Source organism: Nocardia sp. CA-119907 (assembly GCF_050955995.1).
Classification (GTDB): domain Bacteria; phylum Actinomycetota; class Actinomycetes; order Mycobacteriales; family Mycobacteriaceae; genus Nocardia.
In genome coordinates this window covers 2,227,226-2,252,637 of record NZ_CP192091.1, presented here as the reverse complement: position 1 = coordinate 2,252,637, position 25,412 = coordinate 2,227,226, and the positions used below count along the sequence as shown (strand labels likewise).

The 25,412-nt window shown below is 65.9% G+C and carries 16 protein-coding genes and 1 pseudogene; 4 read left to right on the top strand and 13 right to left on the bottom strand.

The window, feature by feature from the left end:
- Positions 1–202: 202 nt before the first annotated feature.
- Positions 203–1,387 (top strand): annotated as a pseudogene (locus tag ACQP2D_RS10095) (transcription termination factor Rho, short form); the annotation flags it as partial.
- Positions 1,388–1,524: 137 nt separating this feature from the next.
- On the opposite strand, the gene ACQP2D_RS10090 reads toward ACQP2D_RS10095, so the two are convergent.
- From ACQP2D_RS10090 to ACQP2D_RS10080, 3 genes are all read right to left on the bottom strand, one after another.
- Positions 1,525–2,283: a dienelactone hydrolase family protein gene (locus tag ACQP2D_RS10090; protein ID WP_433683456.1), complete on the bottom strand. Its 759-nt coding sequence runs from the start codon at positions 2,281–2,283 to the stop codon at positions 1,525–1,527.
- Between the two features lie 51 nt (positions 2,284–2,334).
- Positions 2,335–3,438 (bottom strand): MAB_1171c family putative transporter, encoded by a 1,104-nt coding sequence (locus ACQP2D_RS10085; RefSeq protein WP_433683455.1) that lies wholly within the window; start codon positions 3,436–3,438, stop codon positions 2,335–2,337.
- A gap of 144 nt (positions 3,439–3,582) precedes the next feature.
- Positions 3,583–4,020 carry a DoxX family protein gene (locus ACQP2D_RS10080; RefSeq protein WP_433683454.1) on the bottom strand — a complete coding sequence of 146 codons (438 nt, stop codon included), beginning with the start codon at positions 4,018–4,020 and terminating at the stop codon, positions 3,583–3,585.
- 98 nt (positions 4,021–4,118) lie between these two features.
- On the opposite strand from ACQP2D_RS10080, the gene ACQP2D_RS10075 reads away from it, so the two are divergent.
- Both ACQP2D_RS10075 and ACQP2D_RS10070 read left to right on the top strand, forming a co-directional pair.
- Positions 4,119–4,688, top strand: coding sequence for a TetR/AcrR family transcriptional regulator (locus tag ACQP2D_RS10075; RefSeq protein ID WP_433683453.1), 570 nt, complete (start codon positions 4,119–4,121; stop codon positions 4,686–4,688).
- Between the two features lie 37 nt (positions 4,689–4,725).
- Positions 4,726–5,100, top strand: coding sequence for a hypothetical protein (locus tag ACQP2D_RS10070; RefSeq protein ID WP_433683452.1), 375 nt, complete (start codon positions 4,726–4,728; stop codon positions 5,098–5,100).
- A 77-nt stretch (positions 5,101–5,177) separates the two neighbouring features.
- Here the strand turns inward: ACQP2D_RS10070 and ACQP2D_RS10065 are convergent, their stop codons facing one another.
- Both ACQP2D_RS10065 and ACQP2D_RS10060 read right to left on the bottom strand, forming a co-directional pair.
- The gene (locus ACQP2D_RS10065; RefSeq protein WP_433683451.1) at positions 5,178–9,554 is read right to left on the bottom strand and encodes a HAMP domain-containing protein; all 4,377 of its coding nucleotides are present in this window, start codon (positions 9,552–9,554) and stop codon (positions 5,178–5,180) included.
- A 56-nt stretch (positions 9,555–9,610) separates the two neighbouring features.
- Positions 9,611–10,030 carry a response regulator gene (locus tag ACQP2D_RS10060; protein WP_433683450.1) on the bottom strand — a complete coding sequence of 140 codons (420 nt, stop codon included), beginning with the start codon at positions 10,028–10,030 and terminating at the stop codon, positions 9,611–9,613.
- A 351-nt stretch (positions 10,031–10,381) separates the two neighbouring features.
- On the opposite strand from ACQP2D_RS10060, the gene ACQP2D_RS10055 reads away from it, so the two are divergent.
- The gene (locus ACQP2D_RS10055) at positions 10,382–10,792 is read left to right on the top strand and encodes an ester cyclase (RefSeq protein ID WP_433683449.1); all 411 of its coding nucleotides are present in this window, start codon (positions 10,382–10,384) and stop codon (positions 10,790–10,792) included.
- A 9-nt stretch (positions 10,793–10,801) separates the two neighbouring features.
- Here the strand turns inward: ACQP2D_RS10055 and idi are convergent, their stop codons facing one another.
- From idi to ACQP2D_RS10015, 8 genes are read right to left on the bottom strand one after another with little or no spacing between them, the layout of a single operon-like run.
- Positions 10,802–11,458, bottom strand: coding sequence for an isopentenyl-diphosphate Delta-isomerase (idi, locus tag ACQP2D_RS10050; RefSeq protein ID WP_433683448.1), 657 nt, complete (start codon positions 11,456–11,458; stop codon positions 10,802–10,804).
- A gap of 31 nt (positions 11,459–11,489) precedes the next feature.
- The gene (locus tag ACQP2D_RS10045; protein WP_433683447.1) at positions 11,490–12,503 is read right to left on the bottom strand and encodes a UbiA family prenyltransferase; all 1,014 of its coding nucleotides are present in this window, start codon (positions 12,501–12,503) and stop codon (positions 11,490–11,492) included.
- Between the two features lie 11 nt (positions 12,504–12,514).
- Positions 12,515–13,309, bottom strand: a complete 795-nt coding sequence (locus ACQP2D_RS10040) for an SDR family oxidoreductase (protein ID WP_433683446.1) — start codon at positions 13,307–13,309, stop codon at positions 12,515–12,517.
- 3 nt (positions 13,310–13,312) lie between these two features.
- On the bottom strand, positions 13,313–14,278 hold the full coding sequence (locus tag ACQP2D_RS10035) for a DUF1702 family protein (protein WP_433683445.1): 966 nt from the start codon (positions 14,276–14,278) through the stop codon (positions 13,313–13,315).
- Between the two features lie 39 nt (positions 14,279–14,317).
- Positions 14,318–15,424, bottom strand: coding sequence for an enediyne biosynthesis protein (locus ACQP2D_RS10030; RefSeq protein WP_433683444.1), 1,107 nt, complete (start codon positions 15,422–15,424; stop codon positions 14,318–14,320).
- Positions 15,421–17,430, bottom strand: a complete 2,010-nt coding sequence (locus tag ACQP2D_RS10025) for a CRTAC1 family protein (RefSeq protein WP_433683443.1) — start codon at positions 17,428–17,430, stop codon at positions 15,421–15,423. The genes ACQP2D_RS10030 and ACQP2D_RS10025 overlap by 4 nt, the downstream gene beginning before the upstream one ends.
- Positions 17,427–18,821 (bottom strand): aminotransferase class I/II-fold pyridoxal phosphate-dependent enzyme, encoded by a 1,395-nt coding sequence (locus tag ACQP2D_RS10020; RefSeq protein ID WP_433683442.1) that lies wholly within the window; start codon positions 18,819–18,821, stop codon positions 17,427–17,429. The genes ACQP2D_RS10025 and ACQP2D_RS10020 overlap by 4 nt, the downstream gene beginning before the upstream one ends.
- A complete protein-coding gene (locus ACQP2D_RS10015; protein ID WP_433683441.1) occupies positions 18,818–25,213 on the bottom strand; it encodes a type I polyketide synthase in 6,396 nt (2,131 codons plus the stop codon). Before ACQP2D_RS10015 ends, ACQP2D_RS10020 begins: the two co-directional genes overlap by 4 nt.
- Positions 25,214–25,412 lie beyond the last annotated feature (199 nt).

Here is a 25,412-nt window from a genome sequence, read left to right as displayed (position 1 = left end):
CCGAGCCATTGCGCACAATCGTTCGAAGCTGTAATCTCGCCCCTGTCCTTGTGGATGGTCCTCCGGCCGATCAGAGCCGGGCTTCCCACGAGATCTCTCCTCTTCCCACCACGGTTCCACACTCCCGTGAATCCGCTGCCCAGAGCGCACAGGGACATTCACCGCAGCGAGCGCATCGCCGCTGCCTTTCACGGCCGTTCGCCGTACCCAAGAAAAAGGAAACACCATGAAAGACAACACTTTTCCCACACCACCCGATGGGGACGCCGCGGCCGACCCCGCACGATCCGTCGGCGGCATCCTCGAGATCCCCGATAACCGCGCCGCGACGCTGCGTGTCGACGGCTATCTCCCCGGCCCCCGTGACGTGCACGTGCCACCCCGGCTGATCCGCGAATTCGGTTTGCGCCGTGGCGATTTCATCACCGGCACGGCCGAACCGGCACGCGGCGACAAGCTCGACCCGCTGGTCGGTATCGAATCCGTCAATGGCCAGGATCCCCGCCGCGGCGCGACTCGCCCGAGGTTCGACGACCTGGTCCCCATCTACCCCAACCAGCGGCTGCGCCTGGAGACCGAACCCCATGCCATGACCACCCGGGTCACCGACCTGGTCATGCCCATCGGCAAGGGGCAGCGCGCACTCATCGTCGCACCACCCAAGGCAGGCAAAACCTCTGTGCTGCAAGCGATATCGCACGGTATCGCGAAGAACCACCCGGAGTGCGAGCTGATGCTCGTACTGGTCGGCGAGCGGCCCGAGGAGGTGACGGATCTGGCCAGATCGGTACCCGCCGATGTCGCCGCCGCCACCTTCGACCAGCCGCCTCGCGAACATATCGCGGTGGCCGAACTCGCCATCGAACACGCCAAACGCCTGGTCGAAATGGGCCGGGACGTGGTCGTGCTGCTCGATTCGCTGACCCGCCTGGCCCGCGCCTACAACAATGCCGCCCCGGCCTCCGGGCGCGTGCTCTCCGGCGGCGTGGACGCCACCGCGCTCGCGCCACCCAAGAAATTCCTGGGCGCCGCACGTAATATCGAGCACGGTGGCTCGCTCACCGTCATCGCCACCGCCCTGGTCGAGACCGGATCGCTGGCCGATACCGTGATCTTCGAGGAGTACAAGGGCACCGGCAATGCCGAGCTGAAACTCGATCGCGCGACCGCGAATCGCCGCGTCTTCCCGGCCATCGATATCGCGCAGTCCAGCACCCGCAAGGACGAATTACTGCTCGCCCCGGACGAATTGGCGGCCAACCACCTGCTGCGTCGCACCCTCGCCGCGGTGGACGGTCAGCAGGCCATCGACCTGCTGCTGGAGGGTTTGCGCAAAGCCCCGACCAACGCCGAATTCCTGGCCCAGCTGGGCGGCAAGCGGACCTGATCCGTTTGACGCGTCTCCTTTAAGCCCCCTTTAAGGCCCTGTCAAGTGTTCCGAGGCATCTTTATTACAGCCCGATCGGGCCTGTCTTCGGAGGGGGAGACAGGGCCGGTCGGGCTTTCCGCATTTCCGGCTCGGAATCAGCCCAGTTCGGCGGCGAACAGCTCGGACGCCCGCCGCCACGAGTCCTCGGCGGCTGCCGCGTCGTAGGGCTCTCGATCCGGGAAGAAGAAGGCGTGCTTCGCACCGGGATAGACCACCAGCTCATGGCGCACACCGGCCTCGTTCAGCGCCGCGCCGATCTGCTCGCGCTGTTCGGCATCGATGACGTGATCGAGTTCGGCGAAGAACATCAGCAGCCGCACATCGCCCTTGGCGATCCCCTCGGTCGCGGCCAGCAGCGGCTCCGGCCGACTCAGCGCGGTGCCCGATGTGGTCAGCCAGCCGGGGTAGAAGATCGCCGCCGCGTCGAGGTCGAGCCGGGTGGCGGCGAAGTAGGCCAGATGGCCGCCGAGGCTGAAGCCGAGCACACCGGTCTTATCGGAGGCCTGTCCGTGCTCGCGGGCGTAGGCAATGGCGGCTCGGAAGTCGGCCTCGACGCCCTCGCGGGTCAGCTCGCCGAGCAGGCCGAACGCACGTGTCCGATTTTCGTCGGTCTCGGCCAGGCCGGCCGCGGTCTCCGGACCGGAACGGTGATAAACGTTCACCACGAAGGCCACATAGCCCAGCGCCGCGACCCGATCCACGATATGCCGGACGTCATCGGTCAAACCCCACAGTTCGGCCCCGACGAGCACGGCGGGAAATTCCGCCGTGCCCTCCGGCCGAGCGAGGTAGCCGGTCATCGGTGAGCCGTCGACGTCGAGTTCGAATTGTTGGGAAATGGTCTGGTACGTCATGGGGTACAGCCTAGGGCGCGACGTGATCGCCTGCGCGCGTTGTGAATCGGCTCATCCGGCTGCCGTCCTGGCCTGCGGCCAGACGCGGGCCAGACCGAGTAGCTGCCGGAGCTCGGCCTCGAAGTCGTGCGCGACCAGCGGTGGTCGCGGTGCTGCCCCGGCGCCGATCGGCACGCCGCCATCCTTTCGAGCGCGGGCCGCATGGGCGAGCCGGTGGGCGTAATCGGTTAACTCCCAGTCTGATTCGGTCGCCGGGTACGGTTCGGCCGGGAGATAGGAGCCGAGGTGGAGCAGGGCGTCACGGATCTCGACGGTCATCCGGAACAGGCGGGTGGCCGGATCCGCCCCGCGGCGGGCGTCGACATGCAGCACGATCTCCGGGACCGCCGCGGTGAGGTCGCGCCACAGCGGCCGCAATCGGCGACAGATTCGGCCGTCCCGATCCCATCCCGCGAGCGCGAGCAGCGCGCTGACCAGCGGGATGGCGAGCAGGGTCACGTCGAATACCAGGCAGAGTACGAAATCGAGCTCCCCGCGCGGCAAGTGCGGGCCGAGGTCGGGCCAACCGGTCAGCCCTTGCGCCAGGGACAACGCCTGACTGATCAAGACGAAGCCGCCGCTGATACCGAGCAGCCAGCAGACCAACCGCGTCTTGGCGCTGAGGTCGCCGATGCGCAGCTCGCGGATGCCCGCGAAGAGGAATACGACCATATTGATCGCCAGCGGTGCGGCATAGGCGAACCCGAAGATCGCCGCGGACCCGTGTACGCCCAGATCGACCGGTCGACCGTTGTCCTCGGCCGCCATCCCGGAGAGCACCATGACGAGGGTCGCCACCACGGCGACGAGACCGCATCGACGGTGCCGACGCCAGACCACGGCGGGCTCGGTCTCGGCCACGATGTATCGCGCCATGACATAGAGGTACATCGTCGTCATGACCACGCAGCCCAGCGAAAGCGCGATGGGCAGACTGGTGATGCTCGGCGTCGGCGTGCAGCGGTAGAGCAGCATGGCGACGATGCTCCACAGCAGCATCCGATTGATGAGCTGATCGATGATCGTGTCCCGCAACAGCAGCAGCCGCCCGGCCGCGATGACACCGACGTAGCCGAGCACCAGCCAGGCGACGGCTTCGGGAATCAGTGACGACATCGATACCCTCTCGGCCGCGGAACTCGTGCCGGTCGGAGGATACCGCCCCGAACCACGACGGAGATTACGCACCGGGCGCTCGGCGAGGACACACGCAACTGCCGGCACACCGGAATTCGGTGTGCCGGCACCGGATTTCGCCGATCAGCCGAGCAGCACGAGTGCGCCTGCCCCGAGGAAGATGAGTTGCACGACGGTGCGCAGCGGCAGCGGCATGGTCTTGATACCGATATCACCCCGCGCCGCACGGATGTTCGCCGGGAACATCACGATCAGCAGCAGAATCAGGCCCGCGGCGGCCAATTTGGCGATGGGCGGGATCAGCAGACCGATCGCACCGCCGATTTCGAGCAGACCGGTGAGGGTGACCCAGCCCGCCGGGTTCGGCAGCCGCGGCGGCACCATCGCGACCAGTGCGCCACGCTTCGGCTCCAGGAAATGCGCGCTGGAGGTGAGCGCGAACATCGCGGCCAGGCCGAGCGCGGCGGCGTGCGCCCAGGAGTCGAGCCAGCCGAGGTTGCCGACCCAGCCGATGAACCGAGCCAGTCCGGCGATAACGATGAGAACAACCAGCGGTGCCATCAGAGTCTCCTGTGGGTCGAGCACCAATCTTGACAGTGACTAGATTAGGTTCGAGCCGGAAACTTGTCAATGACTAGATTTTGGGCCACCATCGAGACATGGCGAAGAGCGGTTACCACCACGGCGATCTGCGGGCCACCATCCTGGCCGCAGCCGCCGCCCAGATCGCGACCGACGGCGTCGACGCGGTATCACTGCGCGGGCTGGCCCGCCGGGCCGATGTCTCGCACGCGGCCCCCGCGCACCATTTCGGTGATCGCGCAGGGCTATTGACCGCGCTGGCCATCGAAGGCTTCGGTCTGCTCGCCGAGCAACTGGCCGCGGCCGGACCCGACTTCCGCGAGGTGGCGGTCGCCTACATTCGCTTCGCCCGCGAACATCCCGGGCACTTCGATGTCATGTTCCGGCGCGAACTCCTGCACGCCGATGACGAGCGCCTGATCGCCGCCCGCACCGAAGCGGGCGCGACCCTGCGCTCCGGTGTCGCGCTCATGCAGCCCGAGAACACCGTGGAACAGCAACAAGCCACCCGTCTCGCCGCCTGGTCGCTGGTACACGGTTTCGCGGCGCTCTGGCGCGAAGGGGCACTGCAGGATTCGCCGCTGGCCGTCGGCTCGGACCCGGAAACCCTGGCCCGCCGCATGGTCGCCACCGTCCACTTCGAATGACCACGGCCCGTTGATGTTCGACCGTAAGTTCTTGGTCATGGACATCCATGCCTACCCGACCGAGGCCACCCTCCCGGTGGATCTCGCCGAGGCACAACGCATCGCCGACCACTACCTGTCCAGCGCTGACGACGTCGACCGCGGTATCACCAATCTGCTCACCGAATTCGATTCGTGCTTCACGGTTGTGGCCATCTTCGCGCCGCACCCGGGCATCGATCCACACAAACCCCCACTCCCCCCGGCCATCGGTGGTTCGGTCTGCGTCATCGACAAACCAACCGGCGCCGTCTCCTACTGGCCCACCTACCCCACCGATCTGGTCGCCGAACAGTACACGCGGGCAATGCAATCCGGCCGCCTGATCATCGAGGACGGCTGGCCGGAAGACGACGACGCCGAAGACCACTGAGCGCGGGATTCGGCGGGCGCGGGCTAGGCGAGGTGGGCGGTGATGGTGGCGCAGGCGTCTGCGATCAACGCTATCGCCTATGCACGGACATCGAGTTCTGCCACCGGGGCCGGTTCGCCGCCCGGCCGGTCGACGGCTTGCAACCACCGGTCGATGCACTCCAGCAGTTCGTCGGGGTCGACGGGCTTGGTGATGTAGTCACTGGCGCCGGATGCCAAGCTCTTCTCCCGATCGCCTGCCATGGCCTTCGCGGTGACCATGATGATCGGGAGTCGGTCGAAGCGGGGCATTCTCCGTATCGCCGCAGTCGTTGCGTATCCGTCCATCTCCGGCATCATCACGTCCATCACGATGACATCGACACCCGGGTTGGCCTGCAGTGTTTCGATGCCTTTGCGCCCGTTGGGCGCATGGTCCACCGACATCCCGTTCAGTTCCAGCACGCCCGCGATCGCCAGGACATTGCGGGCATCGTCATCGATGATCAGGACCTTGCGTCCGGCCAGCCTGGGCTGCCCTGCCCGCCGCGCCGGTGTTTCGAGCTCGGCCCGGTGCGGATGGGTCAGCAACAGGATGAACCGCTCGCAGAACTCATCGGGCGAAGCCACCAGTTCGACCCGATGGTCCCTGGCGTACGCCGCGATAAGCCGCTCCTGGTCAGGATCGAGCTCACGGACCGGATGTGCAAGCAGCGGAATACTTCTCGACTCCGCGCCCTCGCGTAGGCCACGCAGGAATTCCGCCGTGCCGACGCCCGGCAGGCTCGCATCCAGCAGGACACACCGATATGGGTGGGCCGGCAAGGCCGCGAGTGCTTTGTCGGCGCTACCGACGGACTCGATGCGAACCGTCCCCGCGGTGTCCGCAAGTGCCCCGACGACCCCACGGACCAGCCGGGTCAGCGGCCTGTTCTCCTGGTCTTCTATGACGAGTACAGAACGATCGATCGGCTTCGACCGCGTCCTCGACTCGGACACGACCTCCAGTTGCGGTGTCACCGGGATATAGAGCGTGAACGTACTCCCGACGCCGAGTCGGCTTTCGGCACGAAGCTCGCCACCGAGCAAGTTCGCCACCTGCCTGCTGATCGACAGGCCGAGACCGGTACCGCCGTATCGCCGGCTGGTGGTGCCGTCGGCTTGCTGAAACGCGGTGAAGATGGCCTCCAGATTTTGCTCTGCGATGCCGATTCCGGTGTCGCTGACGGAGAATGCGATGCGGTCGTCCCGCCGCCACACCCTGAGCCGGATCATGCCTTTCTCGGTGAACTTGACCGCATTGGACAGCAGGTTGCGCAGCACCTGCCGCAGCCGCTGCTCATCGGTGTTGAGGTGGGCGGGAACGCCCGGTTCGACATCGACGTCGAACTCGAGGCCCTTCTGGCTGATGAGTGGCCGGAACGTGGTCTGCACGTATTCCAGCAGCTGCCGCAGCGGCACGAACTCCCGTTGAATATCCATCTTCCCGGCCTCGACCTTGGACAGGTCGAGAATATCGTCGATCAGCTGCTGTAGATCCTTGCCGGCGGACTGGATCACGTTGGCGAATTCGACCTGCTTCGCGGTCAGATTCCGGGTTGTGTTCTGCGACAATATGCCGGCCAAGATCAGCAGGCTGGTCAACGGTGTGCGCAGCTCATGCGACATGTTCGCGAGGAACTCCGACTTGTACTTCGACGTCAGCGCGAGCTGTTGGGCACGTTCCTCGATCTCCCGCCGGGCCTGTTCGATTTCGAAGTTCTTGATTTCGATATCGCGGTTCTGGCGGACCAGCAGCTCTGCTTTTTCTTCGAGCGCCGCATTGGACTGCTGCAGCTCGCCGGCAAGTCGCTGCGATTCCTCGAGTAGGGCATCGGTGCGCGCGTTGGCCATGATCGTGTTTGCGTTCACGCCGATGCTCTCCATCAGCTGTTCGAGAAAATCTTGCTGTACCAGCGTGAACCGGCTGAAGGAGGCCAGTTCGATCACACCGAGCACCTGGTCCTCGAACACTATCGGCAGCACGATCAAGTTGACCGGTTGCGCGGCACCGAGACCGGAGCTGATCCGGACGTAGTCCGGCGGTGTCCGGTCGACCACAATCGCCTTCTTGGTCAGCGCCACCTGCCCGACCAGCGACTGGCCGAGTTCGAATACGACGTTGTCGGCATTGCGCCCGTAGCCCGCGATCAGCCGCAGCTGGACACGGTTGGCTTCGGCTTCCATGAAGAAGAACGCGCCGTACTGAGCGCCGACGAGCGGGGTGAGCTGGTTCATGATCAGCTGGGCGACGGCGCTGAGATCCCGGTGTCCCTGTAGACGTCCGGACATTCGCGCCAGGTTGGTGTTGAGCCAGGCCTGCTCTTCGTTGGTGCGGGTGGTTTCGCGCAGGGACTGCACCATCGAGTTGATGTTGTTCTTGAGTTCGGCGACCTCACCTTGCGCCTCGACAGAAATCGATCGGGTGAGATCTCCGGTCGCCACCGCGCTCGCGACCTCGGCGATGGCACGCACCTGACGGGTCAGGTTGCCGGCGAGCTCATTGACGTTCTCCGTCAGCCGCTTCCAGGTTCCGGATACGCCCTCGACCTCGGCTTGTCCGCCGAGCCGGCCATCCTTGCCCACCTCGCGTGCCACCCTGGTGACCTCGGCGGCGAACGCCGACAACGTGTCGACCATGGTATTGATCGTGGTCTTGAGCTCCAGGATCTCGCCGCGCGCATCGACGTCGATCTTCTGCGACAGGTTGCCGCGCGCCACGGCCGTGGTGACCTGGGCGATGGATCGAACCTGACTGGTCAGGTTGCCCGCCATCGAGTTCACATTATCGGTGAGGCTCTTCCAGGTGCCGGCGACATTGGGCACCCGCGCCTGCCCGCCGAGGATGCCTTCGGTGCCCACCTCGCGCGCGACGCGGGTGACCTCGTCGGCGAACGAAGACAAGGTGTCGACCATCGTATTGATGGTCTGCGCCAGCGCGGCGACCTCGCCCTTGGCTTCGACGGTGACCTTCTGCGACAGGTCGCCGCGGGCGACCGCGGTGGCGACCTGGGCGATAGACCGCACCTGAACGGTCAGATTGTCCGCCATCACATTCACGGACTCGGTCAAGCCTTTCCAGGTGCCGGATACACCTTTCACGTCGGCCTGACCGCCGAGCCGCCCCTCCGTACCAACCTCGCGCGCAACACGAGTGACCTCGTCGGCGAACGAAGACAGAGTGTCGACCATCGTATTGATGGTGTCCTTCAGCTCGAGGATCTCACCCCGGGCATCCACCCGGATCTTCTGCGACAAATCCCCGCGCGCAACCGCAGTCGTGACCTGGGCGATAGACCGCACCTGGTCGGTCAGATTGTCCGCCATCACATTCACGGACTCGGTCAAGCCTTTCCAGGTGCCGGATACACCTTTCACGTCGGCCTGACCGCCGAGCCGCCCCTCCGTACCAACCTCGCGCGCAACACGAGTGACCTCGTCGGCGAACGAAGACAGAGTGTCGACCATCGTATTGATGGTGTCCTTCAGCTCGAGGATCTCACCCCGGGCATCCACCCGGATCTTCTGCGACAAATCCCCGCGCGCAACCGCAGTGGCGACCTGGGCGATAGACCGCACCTGGTCGGTCAGATTGTCCGCCATGAAGTTCACCGACTCCGTCAGGCCCTTCCAGGTGCCCGAGACCCCCAGCACCTGGGCTTGGCCACCGAGTTGACCTTCGGTTCCGACCTCGCGGGCGACGCGGGTGACCTCGTCGGCGAACGAAGACAAGGTGTCGACCATCGTATTGATGGTCGACTTCAGCTCCAGGATTTCGCCACGCGCATCCACGGTGATCTTCTGCGACAGGTCGCCCTTCGCCACCGCGGTCGTCACCTCCGCGATCGACCGAACCTGAGCGGTGAGATTGCCCGCCATGATGTTCACCGATTCGGTGAGGTCCCGCCATGTTCCCGAGACGCCGGGCACCTGCGCCTGACCGCCCAACCGTCCTTCATTGCCCACCTCTCGGGCAACACGGGTCACCTCGTCGGCAAACGCCGAGAGCTGATCCACCATCGTATTGATGGTGTTCTTCAGCTCCAGCAGCTCTCCTTTGACATCCACAGTGATCTTCTGCGACAGGTCGCCCCGCGCCACCGCTGTGGCTACACCGGCGATGTCGCGGACTTGAGCGGTGAGGTTGTCCGCCATGGCATTCACCGACTCGGTCAAATCCTTCCAAGTGCCCGAGACCCCGGGCACCGACGCCTGGCCACCGAGCTTGCCCTCGGTGCCGACCTCCCGGGCGACGCGGGTGACCTCGGTGGTGAATAGTGAGAGCTGGTCCACCATGCCGTTGAACACGGTGGCGATCTCGTCCAGCAGCGGATCACCGACCTTGGGCAGGGACCGCCGGAAGTCACCATCGCGTACCGCTTTGAGCCCATCCAACAGGGGCTGCAGGCGCTCGTCGTTGCTGCTTGCTCGATCCATGCTGGCGGTTTCTTGGACCATCAGCTGTACCTACCTAACTTCGCCTCTGCAGCCGGTCAGTGTCCGAGGTCGACCTCGAAGTAGTCCTGGCCGGCGGCGACCTGCCGAATGGCGTCCAGTAGGTCGTCGAACACTCCGGTCTTGAGCACCAGGCCAGCACCACCCGCCGCGATCACCCGATCGACCATGGATTGGTTCGCATCCCCGGTATAGACCAGGACCCTGGTCTCCGGGGATACGGTGCGCAGCCGCTCGATCGCATCGATTCCATCGCCATCGGGCAGCCGACGGTCGAGCAGGATGACGTGCGGATGGTGCCGGCTTGCCGCACCGATGGTGTCCTCGACCGAACTCGCAATTTCGACGACGTCGATGTCGTCGACGAACTCGAAGGCGGAATCCAACGCCATCACCACCATAGGGTGATCTTCCGCCACCAGTAGCCGAGTATGCCCAGCGTCGACATCAGCCGACATGGCTGTCAGTCTACATCGATGCCTGTTCGTTGCTGCGGAATTATGCGAGTCGCACTTTCTGATAGAAAATTTCATGAACTTAATCGAATATACACAATATTCATCCAGGACTGCGATCGCGACTAAATTATCGCGGACCCGCAGATGATCGCGATCAGGTGTCGGTTCGCTGACTTCCGGCGCACTCCGCGGTGGTCGCGCAACCCGACATCCTGCGGACGTAGGCGGGCTCCGCGATTTGGGCCCGCCATTGCTGCGCCCGAAATGTTGCGCAGGATATGGACCGACCGCTCAAGTACCAAGATGTTCGCGAAGGTATGCGATCCGACCACATGAGGCGGTGAGAAACGCATGGTGACACAGCGCGACGAACACCGATACCGGTACCTGTCTTATCTCGAACGCTGTAATGATCACGATTTCGATGGAATGGCGACATTTTATACACCAACCATCAAAGTGAATGACATCCCTATGGATCCAGTCGCCGTTACGACGCAATTCTCACACCTCTTCGCCGCATTTCCCGACTGGCACTGGGAGATGCGAAACCTCCTTGTAGACGGCGACTATATAGCGGCGCATTTCACTGTAACCGGCACCCACCGGGGCGCTTTCCGCGGAATTGACGCAACCGGTCGTCGGGTGATCATTTCCGAGCTCACTCTTTATCACCTGGAAGACGGCAAGTTCGCCGAAGTCTGGGATCACGCCGATATGGACGAGTTGATGAGGCAAATCGAGCCGGGCGAACACCGTTGACGAGCTACCTCAACGAGCGGCCCGACGAGCCGCTGGATCTCGCGGCTCTGCGTGCGGACCATCCGAAGCCGATGGATCTGCGGACCTGGCCGCACCAGACGAACCGGAAGCCGTGAAATCGGCTGTGCGCGTGGCGATATCGAGGACACCACGCAACCACGGGGTGAAGGTGTCGGGCGCCGCCGAGATGTGTCCGAGCAACTCGACGGGGTCGGCCCATGCGCATTCGGAGACCTCGGCCGGGTCGGGGCGGGGAGCGCCGTCGGATATGACACCGACCAGCACGTGGTCCCATTCGTGCTCCACCTGATCACCGCACGGGTCGGCGGCCCGATAGCGGTAGATGCCCGCCTCGGTCAGCTGTGCGGCGGTCAGGCTCAGCTCCTCCGCCAGCCGGATCACCGCGGCATCGGCGGGGTCCTGGCCCGGGGCGGGATGACCACAGCAGGTGTTCGACCATCGTTGCGGGAAGCGGGTTTTGACGGCCGCCCGCCGCTGCAGCAGGACCCGTCCCGACAGGTCGTACAGCAGCACCGAAAAGGCGCGGTGCAATTGCCCGGGCGGGCGGTGTGCCTCGGCCACGGAACGTGCTCCGGTCGCGAGGCCGTGCTCATCGACCAGTTCGACGAGCAGAGCCTCGCGATCGGCGCGAATGTCGGCGGTCATGATCGTGGCTCCATGGTCTCAGGGGATGCGCTCACCGTTGGCAGAACACCGCGGCCGCGGGCACAACGGCCGCCCAGGCGACGAGCGCGACCATGTACACGAACAGTTTCGCCTGTGACCGGACCAGCGGCATGGCGTCGTCCAGCGGCTTGCCCCAGGTGCCGAGTTGGGTCCGGCCCAGATAGCCGATAACGATCAGCACCAGGACGGCGTACACGATCAGCGTCCAGGTGAATCCCACCATGGCGATGACGGAACCGGCCACGAGTGCGGCGCCGACGGTCACCCGCGTCATCGACTCGAACAGCGAGACGCGCAGGCCGAGTGCCACCACCGAGGTCCGGAATCCGTGCTCGGTGTCCTCCGGAATGTCTTCGGCGGTGTTCGCGACGAAAACGCCGGTGGTCGTCAGCCCCAGGCCGAGAATGGCGATGAGCGCTGGCATTTCGATCGGTCGGTCGTACAGCCGCAGCACGACCACACCGGGGAAGACCATCGTCATGAGGTAGGTCCAAGGGATCTGCCAGAATCCGGCGGCCTTGAAATGCCATGGCGGCAGCGAATATTCGAGCAGCAGCACAGTGCCGACGGGAATGATCAACAGCAGGTCGAGATGCCCGGTCGCCACCGCGAGGTAGACCGCCGCGACGCCGATACCCGCGGTGGTGAGATAGATCTGCCAGGCCACGAATCGCACGCCGAGATCTCGAACCATGCGGGAGAACTTGGATTTGTATTCGACATCCACCCAGCGATCGGCGAGGCAGTTGGCAACGTGCAGCAGTTGAATCGCGGCGGCCAGCATGACCGCGGCCACGATCATCGGCGCCGACCAGATCTCGGCTCCGGTATGCGCGCTGAACAGGACATCGGCCACCATGACCGCACCGGACATCGGCGCGATCTCCGGCCGGGTCAGCCACAGCGCGTAGTTGATCTTCGTGCGCAGCGGCAGCGGGCGCCCCTGTTCGCCGGGACCCGCGGTGAAGATGCGGCGCAACCGCGCACGCAGCGAGGCCGCCCCGTCGCTGACCGTGGTGGACATCAGGTCTGCTCCTAGAGTGCACGCCGACGTGCCCGGGAAATGCTGCGCCGGAAGAACGGCCGCGACAAATCCTCCGGGAGATTCGCCCACCGCAGGAAGAAGGTAGTGAGCGGATCCATCGTGATGTGGTGGCGGCCCCGCTCCAGCCCGCGCACCGCCGCTTCGCCCACCTTGTCGACGGGCATCGGCTTGATCGAACCGGTGATGGCCTTGGTCTCGACCGGCTTGCGCCGGTTCTCCCTAGCCAGTCCCGGAGTGTCGGTATCGGCCGGATACAGCACCGATACGGTCACCCCGGCGGGCTCGACCTCGTAGCGCAGACAGAGGCCGAGCTGACGGACGCCGGCCTTGGTCGGGCCGTAGCTCGAATACCCGGGAATGCCGAGGAAGGCCGCCGTCGAACTGAGCAGCAGGATATGCCCGCTGCCGCGTTCCACCATGCCGGGCAGGACACACCGGACGGCGTGCACCGAACCCAGATAGTTCGCATCGCTCTGGATACCGAACTCGTCGCCGTCGACATCGAGGAACAGACCGGGCAGCGTGAGGCCCGCGCAGCAGGCGATCACCGCGCAGGCGCCGTTGCGCTGCTCGAGTTCCTTGATGGCGCTCGCCAGACCCTGCCGGTCGGTGACATCGGCGGCACACCAGTCGGCGCCGATCCGCTCGGCGGTCGCGCGCAGGGGCGCCTCCCGCCGCGCGATGATCGAGGCCCGCGCGCCACGCTGGGCGAAGGCGTTGGCGACGGCCGCCCCGATGCCTTCCGAGCCGCCGGTGACGATTACGTGCTTATCCGTCCAGTTCATGACTCAGCTCTCGGTTGCGGCGGCGAGTTCACCGAGACGGTCCCGCCAGGCGTGATAGCTGGCCGCGGTGCCGTCCTCCGGTATTCCGACGAACGCCTTGTCGATCAGGGCGGCGGCCTCGTCGATCGAGCGGCCGGTGTAGGTCCGCACGGCGACCCCAGTGTGTGGGGTGGCGCTATCGGCCTGCTGGCGGATCTTCGCGACCATGGTCGAACCCGCCGCCAACTGCTGGCGGAACTGCGGCACCAGGGCCACGATCGCTTCCAGGTCAGCGACTTCCACGCCGCCGGCGAAGGTGGTCGCGATGCCTATGCCGTTCCACAGGTCGGCGTGCCGACTCGGGTCGAACTCGGCGATCCTGGCGGCGACACCGTCGACCGAACCGCCGCTGATGAACCAGAGCGCGCGGCCGATCCCCTGGTCTGCCGCGCGTTTCAACGGTGCGGTATCCCCCATCCAGGACGGGTACCGGTTGTCGACATGGTGCCGGGCGATGTACTTCTCGGTGCGGAAGAAGGCGTTGTAGAAGCCGTACCCATCGATGGCGAGCCAGCGGTACACCGGATGCTTCGGAAATACCTTCTTCCACACGGGTTTCGGTATCTTGCCCATCGCCAGGCCGACACCGACGTACATGGTCAGATCGTGTTCGGCGGCCGGACCGGTGAACAGATCCGCGGCGCGGTGGCTGAACGGGGTGATCGAGTCGACGGCGGCCAGACCCGTCGCGGCGCCTTCGAATGCGAATCCCCGGTACTGCTCGGGCAGCTGCTGGATGTGCTCGATCAACTCGTCATTGTTCTTGGTGCACACGGCGAAATGGATGCTGCTGGACAGGTGGGTGGCGACCCGCCGGAGTTCGGCGGCGGTCGCCGGGCTCGGCATCGCGAAGCCGGGGCGGTCCAACGGGTTCTCCTCGATCCGGGTACCGAGCAGGGTGGAGCGTAACGGTCCGATCAGTGACGGCATATTTCCTCGATTCTGTTGCGGTGCTGCGGGTTCCGGCGATCAGGATCGAACGACTTCCTTTTCCGGCTCGGGCAGCGCCGGTTCCTCCGCCGCGGGCTGCGGCGCGACCGTCGCGACGGTCGCGCGATTGTCCAGCCACTCGCGAATGTTGCGGTACCACCAGAACAGTCCGCGGCTCGCGCAGACGATCACCAGCGCGAAGAACAATCCGAACGAAACGTGCAGGGCCATCAGCACGCCGTACATCACCCCCACCGAGGCGCCGAAGATGATCTGATCGCGCTTCTTGAACGGAGTAGTCGCCGGGTCGGTGATCATGTAGTTGGTGTAGAGCACGAAGGCGATGCCGGTCATCGGCAGCAGGGCCGCGATGATCGAGATCTGGTCGTCGAGCAGCCCGCGCACCACCGCCTGCAGCACGTAGGCACCCAGCCAGGCCATGATCAGCGGTGTCTTCTTGGTCAGCTTGGCGTTCAACATGGTGCCGGCGGCCAGCAGGGCGAGCACGATCAACGCGTCGGCCGGACCCGAGACGTTCTCCACGAAGTGATACGGACCGACGACGGCGATCGCTGGGAAGGCCAGCAGCGCGACCACGATGCCGAAGTTCGACGGGTTCATGAAGTGCTTCACTTTCCCGTTGATCTTCGCGCGCAGTACCCATTTGGTGCCGACCGCGACCGTGATCCCGAACATGATCGGCATGAACTGATCTGCCGCGTACATCAGGAAGTTGAAGGCCACACCGGTGATGTGCGCGGGCAGCAGGAACACGATCAGGCCGCGGAGTCCGTTGCCGCGGTAGCCCGCCGGTCGGCGATAGGCCCACGCCGCCAGCGTTTCCAGGATCAGCTCCACGGTGTACGCGGTGGCCGCGCCGAGAAATGGCCACAGCCACGGCTGCTCGAACCCCAACCACAGGAATCCCAGAATATTGAAGAAGGTCAGCGAGGCCGCGAAGTTGCGCAGCGCGAGATAGCGCGGATCCCGTCCTTCCTTGTTGACGCCCAGCCACTTTCGCCGCAACGCCTGCGCCGGTGTCGGCGGTGCGGCGGTCTCCTCGGCGGGGGCCGATCCGTTGCCGTTCGTACTCGCGACGACGTCGGCTTTTCCATTGGCCTGATGACCGTTTTCCTGAACACTCACTGGTGCACCTCCCGGGCATCGGAGTCGAGAACGAGGGTGTGCTGCCCGGTCGGCAGTTGCAGCTGTTGGGTGTGCGTGGCGCCCTTGTTGTCGCGCCATGCGATCTGCACCGCCAGCGGCGCCGTGGGATCGATATCGCCGAGCCCGATATGGATATCGGTGGAGCGCTTTCCGGCGTGCCCGCTGCCACCGTCGACCTGCGTCACATGCGGTGTGCCGTCCGGCGTCGTCACCGTCACCTCGGCGCCGAGCGCCGGAGATCCGAGCACGGGTTTGCCCGCCACCGTCGTTTCGCCGGGGGCGGCGTTGGTCGGCGGAGTCAACAGCCGCAGACCGAGATACTGCCCGCGGTGCGGTGCGTCGTTGCGGTAGTAGACCGGTGCCGCCCACTGCCGGGCCACCGCGAAGCTCAACGCGCCCGTCCCGGTCGCGTCACCGACCGCGATGCCCCGGGTCGGCGTCGGCGCGAAGACATCGAGCGCCGGGGAGATATTGGTGAAGTTGCCGCTGTCGTCCTGGGCGAAGAAGCCGATCCGGTTGCTGCCCGCCAGGTCGGATTGCTCGGTGAACTTCGGCCAGGCCCAAGGGTATTTGGTGAAGTCGTCGTTCATCGTGGCCATTTCCTGCACCTGTGGCCAGCGCGTGCTCTCGCCCTTGAACATGCCGTTCGACTGCACGATCTGCGGCCTGCCGCTGTTGTCGAAGTCGGCGAGCTTGGTGTCCCAGCACCAGCCGTCCCAGGCGACGCCCTTCTGCACCGCGCGGTTCTCGAACGGTGCTACACCCGAATCGAGCTGGGCCGCGGCTTGTTTCGGATCGGCCGCGGTGTTGTAGAACGCGAAGTTGGATTCGACGATGCCCCAGCGCTGAGCGATATTGCTGACGAACAGGTCTGGCATGCCGTCGCCATTGAGATCGGCGAAATCTGCCCCCATCCCTTTGAACGAATCATGGCCGAGCACAAAGGATTTCGGATCGGTCGGCCCGCGTTGGCCTTCGGCGAGGCCGAACTCGATATGCCCCGGCTTCGACTTGTTGACGAACAGGCGATCGGGCCCCATGTCGTTGGCGACGTAGAGCTCGGGCAATTGGTCGCCGGTGAGGTCCTGGGTGGCCGTGGCCAACGCCCAGCCGTTGTACTTGCCCTCCGGAAGTGCGTTGGAGACCTCGCGGTATACGGCGGTCGGCTCGGCGCCGCCCGAACTCTGCTGGTAGGTGAGGATGCGGTCGGTCGCGCCATTGGTCGCGGTGGAGAACGATTCGTTGAGCGTCAGGCTGTGCTCACCGTCGGGACCGATGAAATCGCTGTCCGGAAAGTAGTTTCCGAGGTAGACGTCCGGATTGCCGTCACCGTCGAAATCGGCGACGGAGGCGGCCAGGGTGAACCAGCGCGCGCCCTGATAGCTGCCGTCCGTGCTGGCCGGTGGCTCGACCATTTCGACCGGCCGAAACGCCTTGTTGTCCAGCTGCTTGGCGCCCGCGCGCGGCAGGAACAGGATCGGGGTGCGGCCGCCGTAGTAGACCAGCAGGCCGATCCGCCCGGAATGGTCGAAATCGCCGGGGATACAGCCGGTCGGCGCCATCCGGTCATCGGTCGGCAGCGGCGCGGGGTCGAGCACGAACGGTGCGTAGCGGCTGGTGTCGCTGTCCGGACTCGGCGTCACGATCACCGTATCGGATCGGGAATCGACCAGGCACAGATCATCGGCGCGGCCGTTGCCGTCGATATCGTTGATGGCCGCCGCGGAATTGACCGAGGACATCCACGCCACGACATGTTCGTAGCGCGGCTCGATATGGCGAATCTTGTGCTCCGGCAGACCCGGCGGCAGCGCGATCGGCATCTCGGTGAAATGGAACCGGCTCGCCAGCGGACTGTTCGGGTCGGTCTCGACCGGGGCGATCATGGCCGAGCGGGCCGGGACGAACAGGACCGCCATGAGGGTGACCGATGCCAACGGCACCAACGCTTTTCGCAGTAGCGAGGAACTGATCGGCGACTTCACGAGTGCTGACTCTCTTCCGTGGTAAGACGGTCGAACACCTGACGCAGGGTGTCCAACGCATGATCGAGCTGCGCCTCGGTGTGTCGGCAGTTGATGAAGAACCGCAGTCGCGCCTCCCCCTCGGGGACCACCGGATGCCCGATGGCATTGGCCATCACATTGCGCTCCAGCAGTTCCAGCGAGGCGCGCACCGCGGGTTCGCTCGCGCCGGTCATGATCGGGGTGATGGGGGTGCCCTGTCCGTTGCCGGTGTCGAAACCGAGCTCACGGGCCCGGCGATAGAAGTACTGCGCGTTGTGCCGCAGTGCCGCAACACGTTCCGGCTCGTCGTGGAGCACCGCCAGCCCCTCGAGCGCGGCCGCCGCCGCGGACGGTGCGGGAGATGCGGTGTACATGCTCAGGCCCGCGGCGGAGTATTTGAACCCCTCGACGAGCTCGCGGTTGGCCGCGAGGTATCCGCCGACGCTGCCGAGCGCCTTGGACAGCGTGCCCATCCAGACATCGACCGCGTCACCGGGCAGATCGAACAGCTCACGCACGCCGAGCCCACGTTCGCCGAGGACACCGAACGAATGCGCTTCGTCGATCATGATCGAGCAATCGTATTTCCGTGCCACCTCGATGATTTCGGGCAGCCGGACCACATCGCCGTCCATGCTGTAGACGCCCTCGATCAGTACCAGCGCCCGTTCGAAGCTGCGCCGGGACATCGACAGGATCGCCTCCAGCGATTCGGGATCGTTGTGCCGGAAGGTGACCCGTTTGCAGCCCGCCCACTCGGTGCCGGAGACGATGCTGTTGTGGATCAGCGAATCGCAGATCGCGATATCGCGCTTGCCGAGCAGGAAGGCGACCGCCGCGGCGTTGGTGAGGAAGCCGCTGGACGTCACGATGGCGGCGTCGGTGTCGTAGATCCGGGCGATCTCGCGTTCCAGCTCACCGTAGAGCGGTAACTCCCCCGCCACCATCCGGACCGCCGCCGCGGAGGTACCGTAGCGGCCGATCGCGGCGGTGGCGGCGGCGTGCACGCGCGGTTCGGCGGCCAGGTCGAGGTAGCCGAAACTGCTGAAGTTCACCATATCTCGGTCCGCGAACCTGGTCACTGGTCCACTGATGCCCTCGTGCGGCAGGTAATAGGGGTTGAGCACCCCGGTCTCGCGGGTCCAGCTGTCGAAGGCGGTCCACTTCTCGTTGGCCGCCAGCACGCCCGGGTGGTCGCGAAAGCTCGTCTGCCGGGTCGAACTGGGGGTTATCCGCCCATTCGACGCACCGCGGGCGGATGTGGTCGGCGCCGTCGTGGTGCCCGAGGCCGCACTCGCGCCGTTGCCGGGACCGTGCTCGGCCATCAGTGCCCGTGCCAGCGCACGGGGATCGATGCTCTCAGTGGTCATCCACACTTCCTCACGCTGCTATCCGGTTCGGTATTTGCTTCTTCGTGCGCGATCTGCGCGGCGATCTTGGCGCCGAGACCGGCCAGCGAGAGTCCGGCCCCGATCGAGAGGACCGACATCTTGACGCCGAGGCTTTTCACCACGCGCGCACCGAATTCCATGGCCATCAGCGAATCCAGCCCGAGCTCCATGGTCGGAGTCGCCAGATCCACGGTGTCCGCGTCGACGGCGAGCACGATCGCGAGCTGTTCGGCCAGCAGGCAGGCGACCACTTCGCCGCGGTATTCGGGATCCAGCGCCAGGATCGCGGCACGCAGGGCACCGGCACCGGATGCCCCGCCACCCGCGGCGGTGACCAGCTCGACGAATCGCGGTGCCCGCGCGGAGGATCGGTGTGCGAGCGCCCACTGTGCCCAGTCGATATCGAGCAGAGCGACCTGCGGTAGGTCGAAACGCAGACATTCGCGCAACAGCCGGGCGGCGAAATCCATATCCAGTGAGCCGTATCCGGTCATCTCGGCATACCGCGATACCGCACGGGAGTCGGCCATGCCGCCGTCGCCGCGCATGAATCCCCAGTCGACCGACAGCGCGGGCCGGCCCTGCGCGCGCCGCGTCCAGGCGAGCGCGTCGAGCGCGGAATTTGCTGCGGCATAACCCAACTGAGGTGAGAGTCCGGCAATACCGCTGGCGGAGGAATACAGCACGAACATGTCCAGATCGACACCGGCGGCCGTGGTGGCCCGATCGAGGTTGATCGCCCCGCTCACCTTCGGCTCGAAGATCTCACCCAGCGATTCGGCGGTGATCTCGGGTATCTCGGTATTGTTCACCACCCCGGCGGCGTGGATGACCCCGCGCAGCGGCGCCGCGCTGGCCTGGATGCGTGTGATGAGGTCGGCGACCGCGTCGTAGTCGGAGACGTCGAGGCGTTCGGCACGCACCTCGACACCGTCGCGGGCGAATTGTGCCAGCTGTTCGCGGGCCGCCTCGCTGGCGGCACCACTGCGCCCGACGAGCACCAGGTGGCGCACTCCGGCGCGGACCAGCTGACGCGCGGTGGCCAGGCCGAACGCGCCGAACCCACCGGTCACCAAATAGCTCGCCTGCGAATCGAATTCGACCTCGCGCGGAATATGGCGCACCGCCGGGTGCTCCTCGCGCAGGTCGAGCACCACCCGGCCGATCTGCGCCGAGCGCGCGACCGTTTCGAACGCACCGGTGAGGCTGTCCAGTAGGAACGCGCTATTCGGCAGGGCGGAGTACTCGCCGCGGTACATCGCGTCGACCACCCGGCGGGCGGCCCGGCGGACCTGCTCGGGACGTCGCGCCAGGATGCGGTCGATATCGACGGCGAAGAACGCCAGGTTCCGATCGAACGGACGCAGGTCGATGGTGCCCGAACCATAGATGTCTTCCTTGCCGATGTCGACGATGCGGCCGAATTCGCCTGCGACACGGAAGTTCTGCTGCAGGATCTCCCCCGGCGCTGAGCTGTAGACGACGTCGACGCCCGCACCGTCGGTCAGGCGCAGCACCTCGTCGACGAAGTTGATCGACCGCGAACCCAGTACCTCGTGCGCGCCGAGCGCGCGCACTCGGGCGCGGCGTTCCTCGGTGCCAGCGGTGGCGATCACCCGAGCCCCGATCCGCAGTGCGACCTGGACCGCGGCCATGCCCATACCGCCCGCCGCACCGTGGATCAGCACGGTGTCACCCGGCTGCACCCTGGCCAGCTCGACCAGTCCGATTTCGGCGGTGAACAGTGGCATCACCGAGGTGCAGTGCAGCGGATCGAAGGCGCCGGGCGGGAAGATATCCATCGGGGTGGTCGCGCCCGCGTCCGGCCGGATCGTGACATACCGTCGCACGATTCCCGGCGCGACGACCGAAATCTCGTCTCCCGGTGCGATATCGGTGATGTCGGCGCCGACCCGCGCCACGACGCCGTAGCCGTCCATGCCGATCTCGGTGCCGTAAAAGGTTCCGTCCAGCTCCTTTTCGGTGAGCACACCGAGCACCTTCAGTGTGTCCTTGTAGTTCAGGCCGACCGCCTGCATCCGGATCTCGATCTCGTCGGGCCCCGGTGCGATCCGATCGGTGGTGCGCAGTGCGAGTTCCGCAAGCAGCCGGGAGCGCGGGATATCCAGTTCGAAGGACTGTTCGGGATCGGTCAGCGGCTGCGCGACATCCCAGTGGGCCAGATGCGTCGCCAGGGTGTGCCGCCAGCGGATCGTCCAGCACGCACCGGCCCGCAGCGCCACCTCGTCGATGGCGGTGTCGGCGTAGACCTGCTCGAGGATGTCGGCCGCGGCGGAGTCGGGCTCGGTGTCCACCAGCCGCCACTGGCCGGCGGGCAGTTCGTTGAGCAGTTCGCGGCGCGCGCCGGTCAGCGCCGAGTGCTCCAACCGGGCGAAACGATCGATCGGCAGGCACAGTGCGTGTTCGGTGACCACGACCGCGTGGATCACGAACGGCGCCTCGGTGACACCGGGCTCGCGTGGTGCGGAATCATCGGACAGCAGTCCCTTGATCGCGCGAGCGACCTGGGCCAAGCCGTACACGTTGCGCATGCCGTCGAGTTCCGCCCCGGCAACGACCACGACCCGGAGCCGCTCGACCTCGGGCCGACCGCATGCGGCCCGGAGCAGCCCGACCAACTGCGGGCTGTCGGCCGCCGAGGCGTGCTCTCCCACCGTCACCAATTCGGCGTGGATAGCCACGTTGGCTATTTCCTTGGCCCGCTGCGAGATCTCCGCACCGAGGTTGACGACGAGCAAGAATTCCTGGACGTCGGGCGTGGCGGGCGGGGTCGATTCGCCTGTGTCGGCCACGATTTCCCACACCGGTTCGTAGAACAGCCGGTCGAGTTGATCGGAGAGCGCGGGCCGTGGCGTGAGCGCGCGAAATTGCACGCCCGACATCGTCAGCGCGACAACACCGTTCGCGGATGCGATGCGGATATCGGCGCGCAGCGGATCGCCGGGATCGCGCGTGACGACCACGACCGGGTCGGCCGGAATGGGTCCGTTCCAGCGGATCCCGGCGATCGCGGCAGGCACCACCACCTCGCCGTCTTCGCCGGAGTTCGGCTGTGTGGCAACCGATCTCGCGTACAGCGCAGCGAAGCACTGCAGGGCCGAATCGACGACCGCGGGGTGCGCGAGATGCCGCCTCGTCGTCGGCTCGGATACCGGTGCATGCAGATGCGCGACAACGCTGTCCGAGCCGACCCGGACCGCACGCAGCAACCGGAACTGCGGACCATAGGCGAGTCCGTGCTCGACCATGCTCTCGTAAAGTTCGTCCACCGCGACCTCGACCGCATCCGCCTGCGGCGCGATATCGACGGTAGTGGCGTCGGTGTCGGCTTCGATGAGTCGTCCGTACGCGTTGACGGTCCATGCCCCGCCGGTAGCGGGCCGGGAGCGGATGACGAACCGGTGTGTGTTCTCTTCCACGCTGATTCGGACGAGCGGCACATCGTGCTCGTCGACGACGAGCGGGGTGACGAACTCGACGGATTCCAGTCCGAAGGTGTCGCGCCCGGTGCGCTGCGCGGCGGCACTGAGGGCGGCGTCGAGGTAGGCCGCCCCGGGCAGCACCACCGCACCGGCCACGACGTGATCGCGCAGCCACGGCAGATTCGATACCGACAGTTGCAGTTCCCACTCCGGCGCTACCGATGCGGTGCGATCGCCCAACATCGCGAAGCCGTCGGGGGTGCCGATCCGATCGAGCTCCGTTTCCGGTTCCTGAGTCCAGGCGAACCGACGCTGCCACGGATACCGGGGGAGCTCGACGTGCTCGATGGCTGGATCGATGGCGCGTGGCAGGCGGTCACCGTCCAATGAACCCGCGCGGTACAGCTCGCCGACCGCGGTGAGGATGTTCTCGCGATCATCACCGCCGCGGACCAGCGTGCTGATCGCCGCACCGGAAATGCCCTGCTGCACAAGGATTTCCCGAATACTGCCGCCCAGCACCGGGTGCGGCCCCAGTTCGAGAAAGACCCGGTGTCCGGCCGCCAGCAACGCACCGACGGCGTCCGCGAACCGGACCTGGTCACGGACATTGCGGCACCAGTACTGCGCGTCCCAATCCTGTGGTGCGGTTTGCCCGCCGGTCACCGTCGAGTAGGCGGTGACGGTGCCGACGCCCGGTGCGAGCGACGCCAGTGCGGTGCGGAGGTCGTCGAGGATCGGGTCCATCAGATGGCTGTGATAGGGCACCTCGACGCGCAGCGCCTTGGCGAAAACGCCGTCGGCAGCAAGGCGTTCGGTGATAGCCGCGAGCACCGGTTGCTCGCCCGCGAGGGTCACCGCCGAGGGGCTGTTGACCGCGGCGATGCATACGCCATCGACACCGGCGATCAGTTCGCGGGCGTCGGCCTCGGCCAGCCCCACCGCGAGCATGCCGCCGGTCCCCGCGGTGCTGGCCTGCAGGCGGGATCGGTGATAGCTGACCGACACCGCCTCCGTGAGCGACAACGATCCGGACACATAGGCCGCGGTCACCTCGCCGACGCTGTGCCCCACCACGACGGCGGGCCGGATACCGAGTTCGGCGAGCTCCGCGGTGAGCACGGCCTGCAGCAGAAAGTTGGCGGGTTGCGCGATCTCGGTGCGCGAGATTCGGGAGTCCGACTCGTCGCGGCCCATCTCCTCGAGGATCGACCAGCCCGCGAGTTTCGTGAATTCGCGGTCGATTTCGCGCGCCAGCTCGGCTGCCGGACCCGCCGCGGCCAGCACGCCGCGGCCCATGGCCCACCACTGCGGACCCATTCCGCTGTAGACGAAGACCGGATCGGTCTGTCCCTCGGCGATGGCACGGACCGGAACCGGACCGCCGCCCGCGGCGAATTCCGCAAGCTGGGCACGCAATTCGACGTTGTCGTCGGTACGGAAGGCGCTGCGCAGCGGATGATGCGCACGCCGGACCCAGGCCGCCTCGACCACCCGCTCGATCGGCTCGGTATCGACCGCCGCTATCAGCTCCGCGGCCAGCGTGCGCAGTGCCTGCTCACTGCGCGCCGACAGCGGCAGGATCGGCAGTGTCGCCGCACGAGCACCGTGCTCGTTTCGTGCGCCGGAACGGGTTTCGCCGATCGCTGCCGGATCGGGCGCGGGACCGATGAGTGCGTGCGCGTTGGTTCCGCCGTAGCCGAAGCTGTTGACCGCGACCACGGGACGGACCAGTGGTTCGGCTTCCATCGGCACGCGCAGTCGCAACTCGTCGAACGGGATCTCGGGATTGAGCCGGTCCAGCCAGGCTTGCGGCGCGATCGTCCGATGGTGGACGGTCAGCGCGGCCTTGATGACCCCGGCCACACCGGCTGCCGCCTCGGTATGACCGATATTGGCCTTGACCGAGCCGACCGGCAGCGGCTCGTCTCGGCCCTCGACCGCGCCGTATACCGCGCCGAGGGCCGTCATTTCGGCGGGATCGCCGACCGGCGTCCCGGTGCCGTGCGCCTCGACGTAGCCGATCTCATGCGGTGCGATGCCCGCCTTGGTGCGTACCCGCCTGGCGAGTTCTTCCTGCGCAACGGGATTGGGGACGGGCACGGCCAAGGTGCGGCCGTCCTGGTTCACTCCGCTACCGCGGACCACCGCGTAGATGCGGTCACCGTCGCGCACCGCCGCGTCGAGCGGTTTGAGGATCACCGCGCCCGCACCCTCGCCACGGCCGTAGCCGTCGGCGGATGCGTCGAACGACTTGCAGCGCCCGTCGACAGACAGGAAACGGCCCTTGCACATGGAGATGAAGGTCTCCGGCTGGAGCATGGCGTTGGCCCCGCCGACGATGGCGCAGCTGCATTCGCCGAGCGCCAGAGATTGGACCGCCTGGTGCAGTGCCACCAGCGAGGATGAGCAGGCGGTGTCGATGGTCATGGTCGGACCGTGCAGGTCCAGCAGGAAGGCGATGCGCGCCGAGAGCAGCGTGTGTGACGAGCTGGTCGGCGTATGACTGTTGATCGCGGACCGAACCACGTTGCGGCCCACCGCATTGTCGTTCATGAAGCCACCGACGAAGACACCGACGTCGCGGCCCGACACCCGCCCGGCCATCCCGCTGTCGTCGAGCGCCTCCCACGCGACCTCCAGCAGCAGCCGTTGCTGCGGGTCCATGATCGACGCCTCACGCTGGGAGATGCCGAAGAAGTCGGCGTCGAACTCCCACAGTGATCGGGTCAGAAACCCGCCGCGGCGGGTGTACATCCGGCCGGGCGCTTCCGGATCCGGGTCATAGAACTTGTCCAGGCTCCAGCGATCCGACGGCACCTCCACGATGCCGTCGCCCTTGCGGACCAGGAAATCCCAAAAGGTACCCGGGCTATCGATTCCACCCGGAAATCGACACCCGATACCGACGATTGCCGCATCGGACATTGCGATGGCCCTCGTTTTCTACCCGAGCGATGAAGCTGTCTGCACTGCGCGACGAACGATTATCCATGAACGATAGGCAGCATACTTTCAATGCTCAACCGCAATCTCGAAACATCAGAAACTGTTGCAGCACTTGACAATTGGGTGCAATATGGAGCAATTACAGTGTTATACAAGGCACCCCGAAGATCTTTTCCTG

Coding starts and splice junctions, on each gene's coding strand:
- ACQP2D_RS10090 (WP_433683456.1), bottom strand. CDS start 2,283: ATGACGTACCAGACCATTTCCCAACAATTCGAACTCGACGTCGACGGC.
- ACQP2D_RS10085 (WP_433683455.1), bottom strand. CDS start 3,438: ATGTCGTCACTGATTCCCGAAGCCGTCGCCTGGCTGGTGCTCGGCTAC.
- ACQP2D_RS10080 (WP_433683454.1), bottom strand. CDS start 4,020: ATGGCACCGCTGGTTGTTCTCATCGTTATCGCCGGACTGGCTCGGTTC.
- ACQP2D_RS10075 (WP_433683453.1), top strand. CDS start 4,119: ATGGCGAAGAGCGGTTACCACCACGGCGATCTGCGGGCCACCATCCTG.
- ACQP2D_RS10070 (WP_433683452.1), top strand. CDS start 4,726: ATGGACATCCATGCCTACCCGACCGAGGCCACCCTCCCGGTGGATCTC.
- ACQP2D_RS10065 (WP_433683451.1), bottom strand. CDS start 9,554: ATGGATCGAGCAAGCAGCAACGACGAGCGCCTGCAGCCCCTGTTGGAT.
- ACQP2D_RS10060 (WP_433683450.1), bottom strand. CDS start 10,030: ATGTCGGCTGATGTCGACGCTGGGCATACTCGGCTACTGGTGGCGGAA.
- ACQP2D_RS10055 (WP_433683449.1), top strand. CDS start 10,382: ATGGTGACACAGCGCGACGAACACCGATACCGGTACCTGTCTTATCTC.
- idi (WP_433683448.1), bottom strand. CDS start 11,458: ATGACCGCCGACATTCGCGCCGATCGCGAGGCTCTGCTCGTCGAACTG.
- ACQP2D_RS10045 (WP_433683447.1), bottom strand. CDS start 12,503: ATGTCCACCACGGTCAGCGACGGGGCGGCCTCGCTGCGTGCGCGGTTG.
- ACQP2D_RS10040 (WP_433683446.1), bottom strand. CDS start 13,309: ATGAACTGGACGGATAAGCACGTAATCGTCACCGGCGGCTCGGAAGGC.
- ACQP2D_RS10035 (WP_433683445.1), bottom strand. CDS start 14,278: ATGCCGTCACTGATCGGACCGTTACGCTCCACCCTGCTCGGTACCCGG.
- ACQP2D_RS10020 (WP_433683442.1), bottom strand. CDS start 18,821: ATGACCACTGAGAGCATCGATCCCCGTGCGCTGGCACGGGCACTGATG.
- ACQP2D_RS10015 (WP_433683441.1), bottom strand. CDS start 25,213: ATGTCCGATGCGGCAATCGTCGGTATCGGGTGTCGATTTCCGGGTGGA.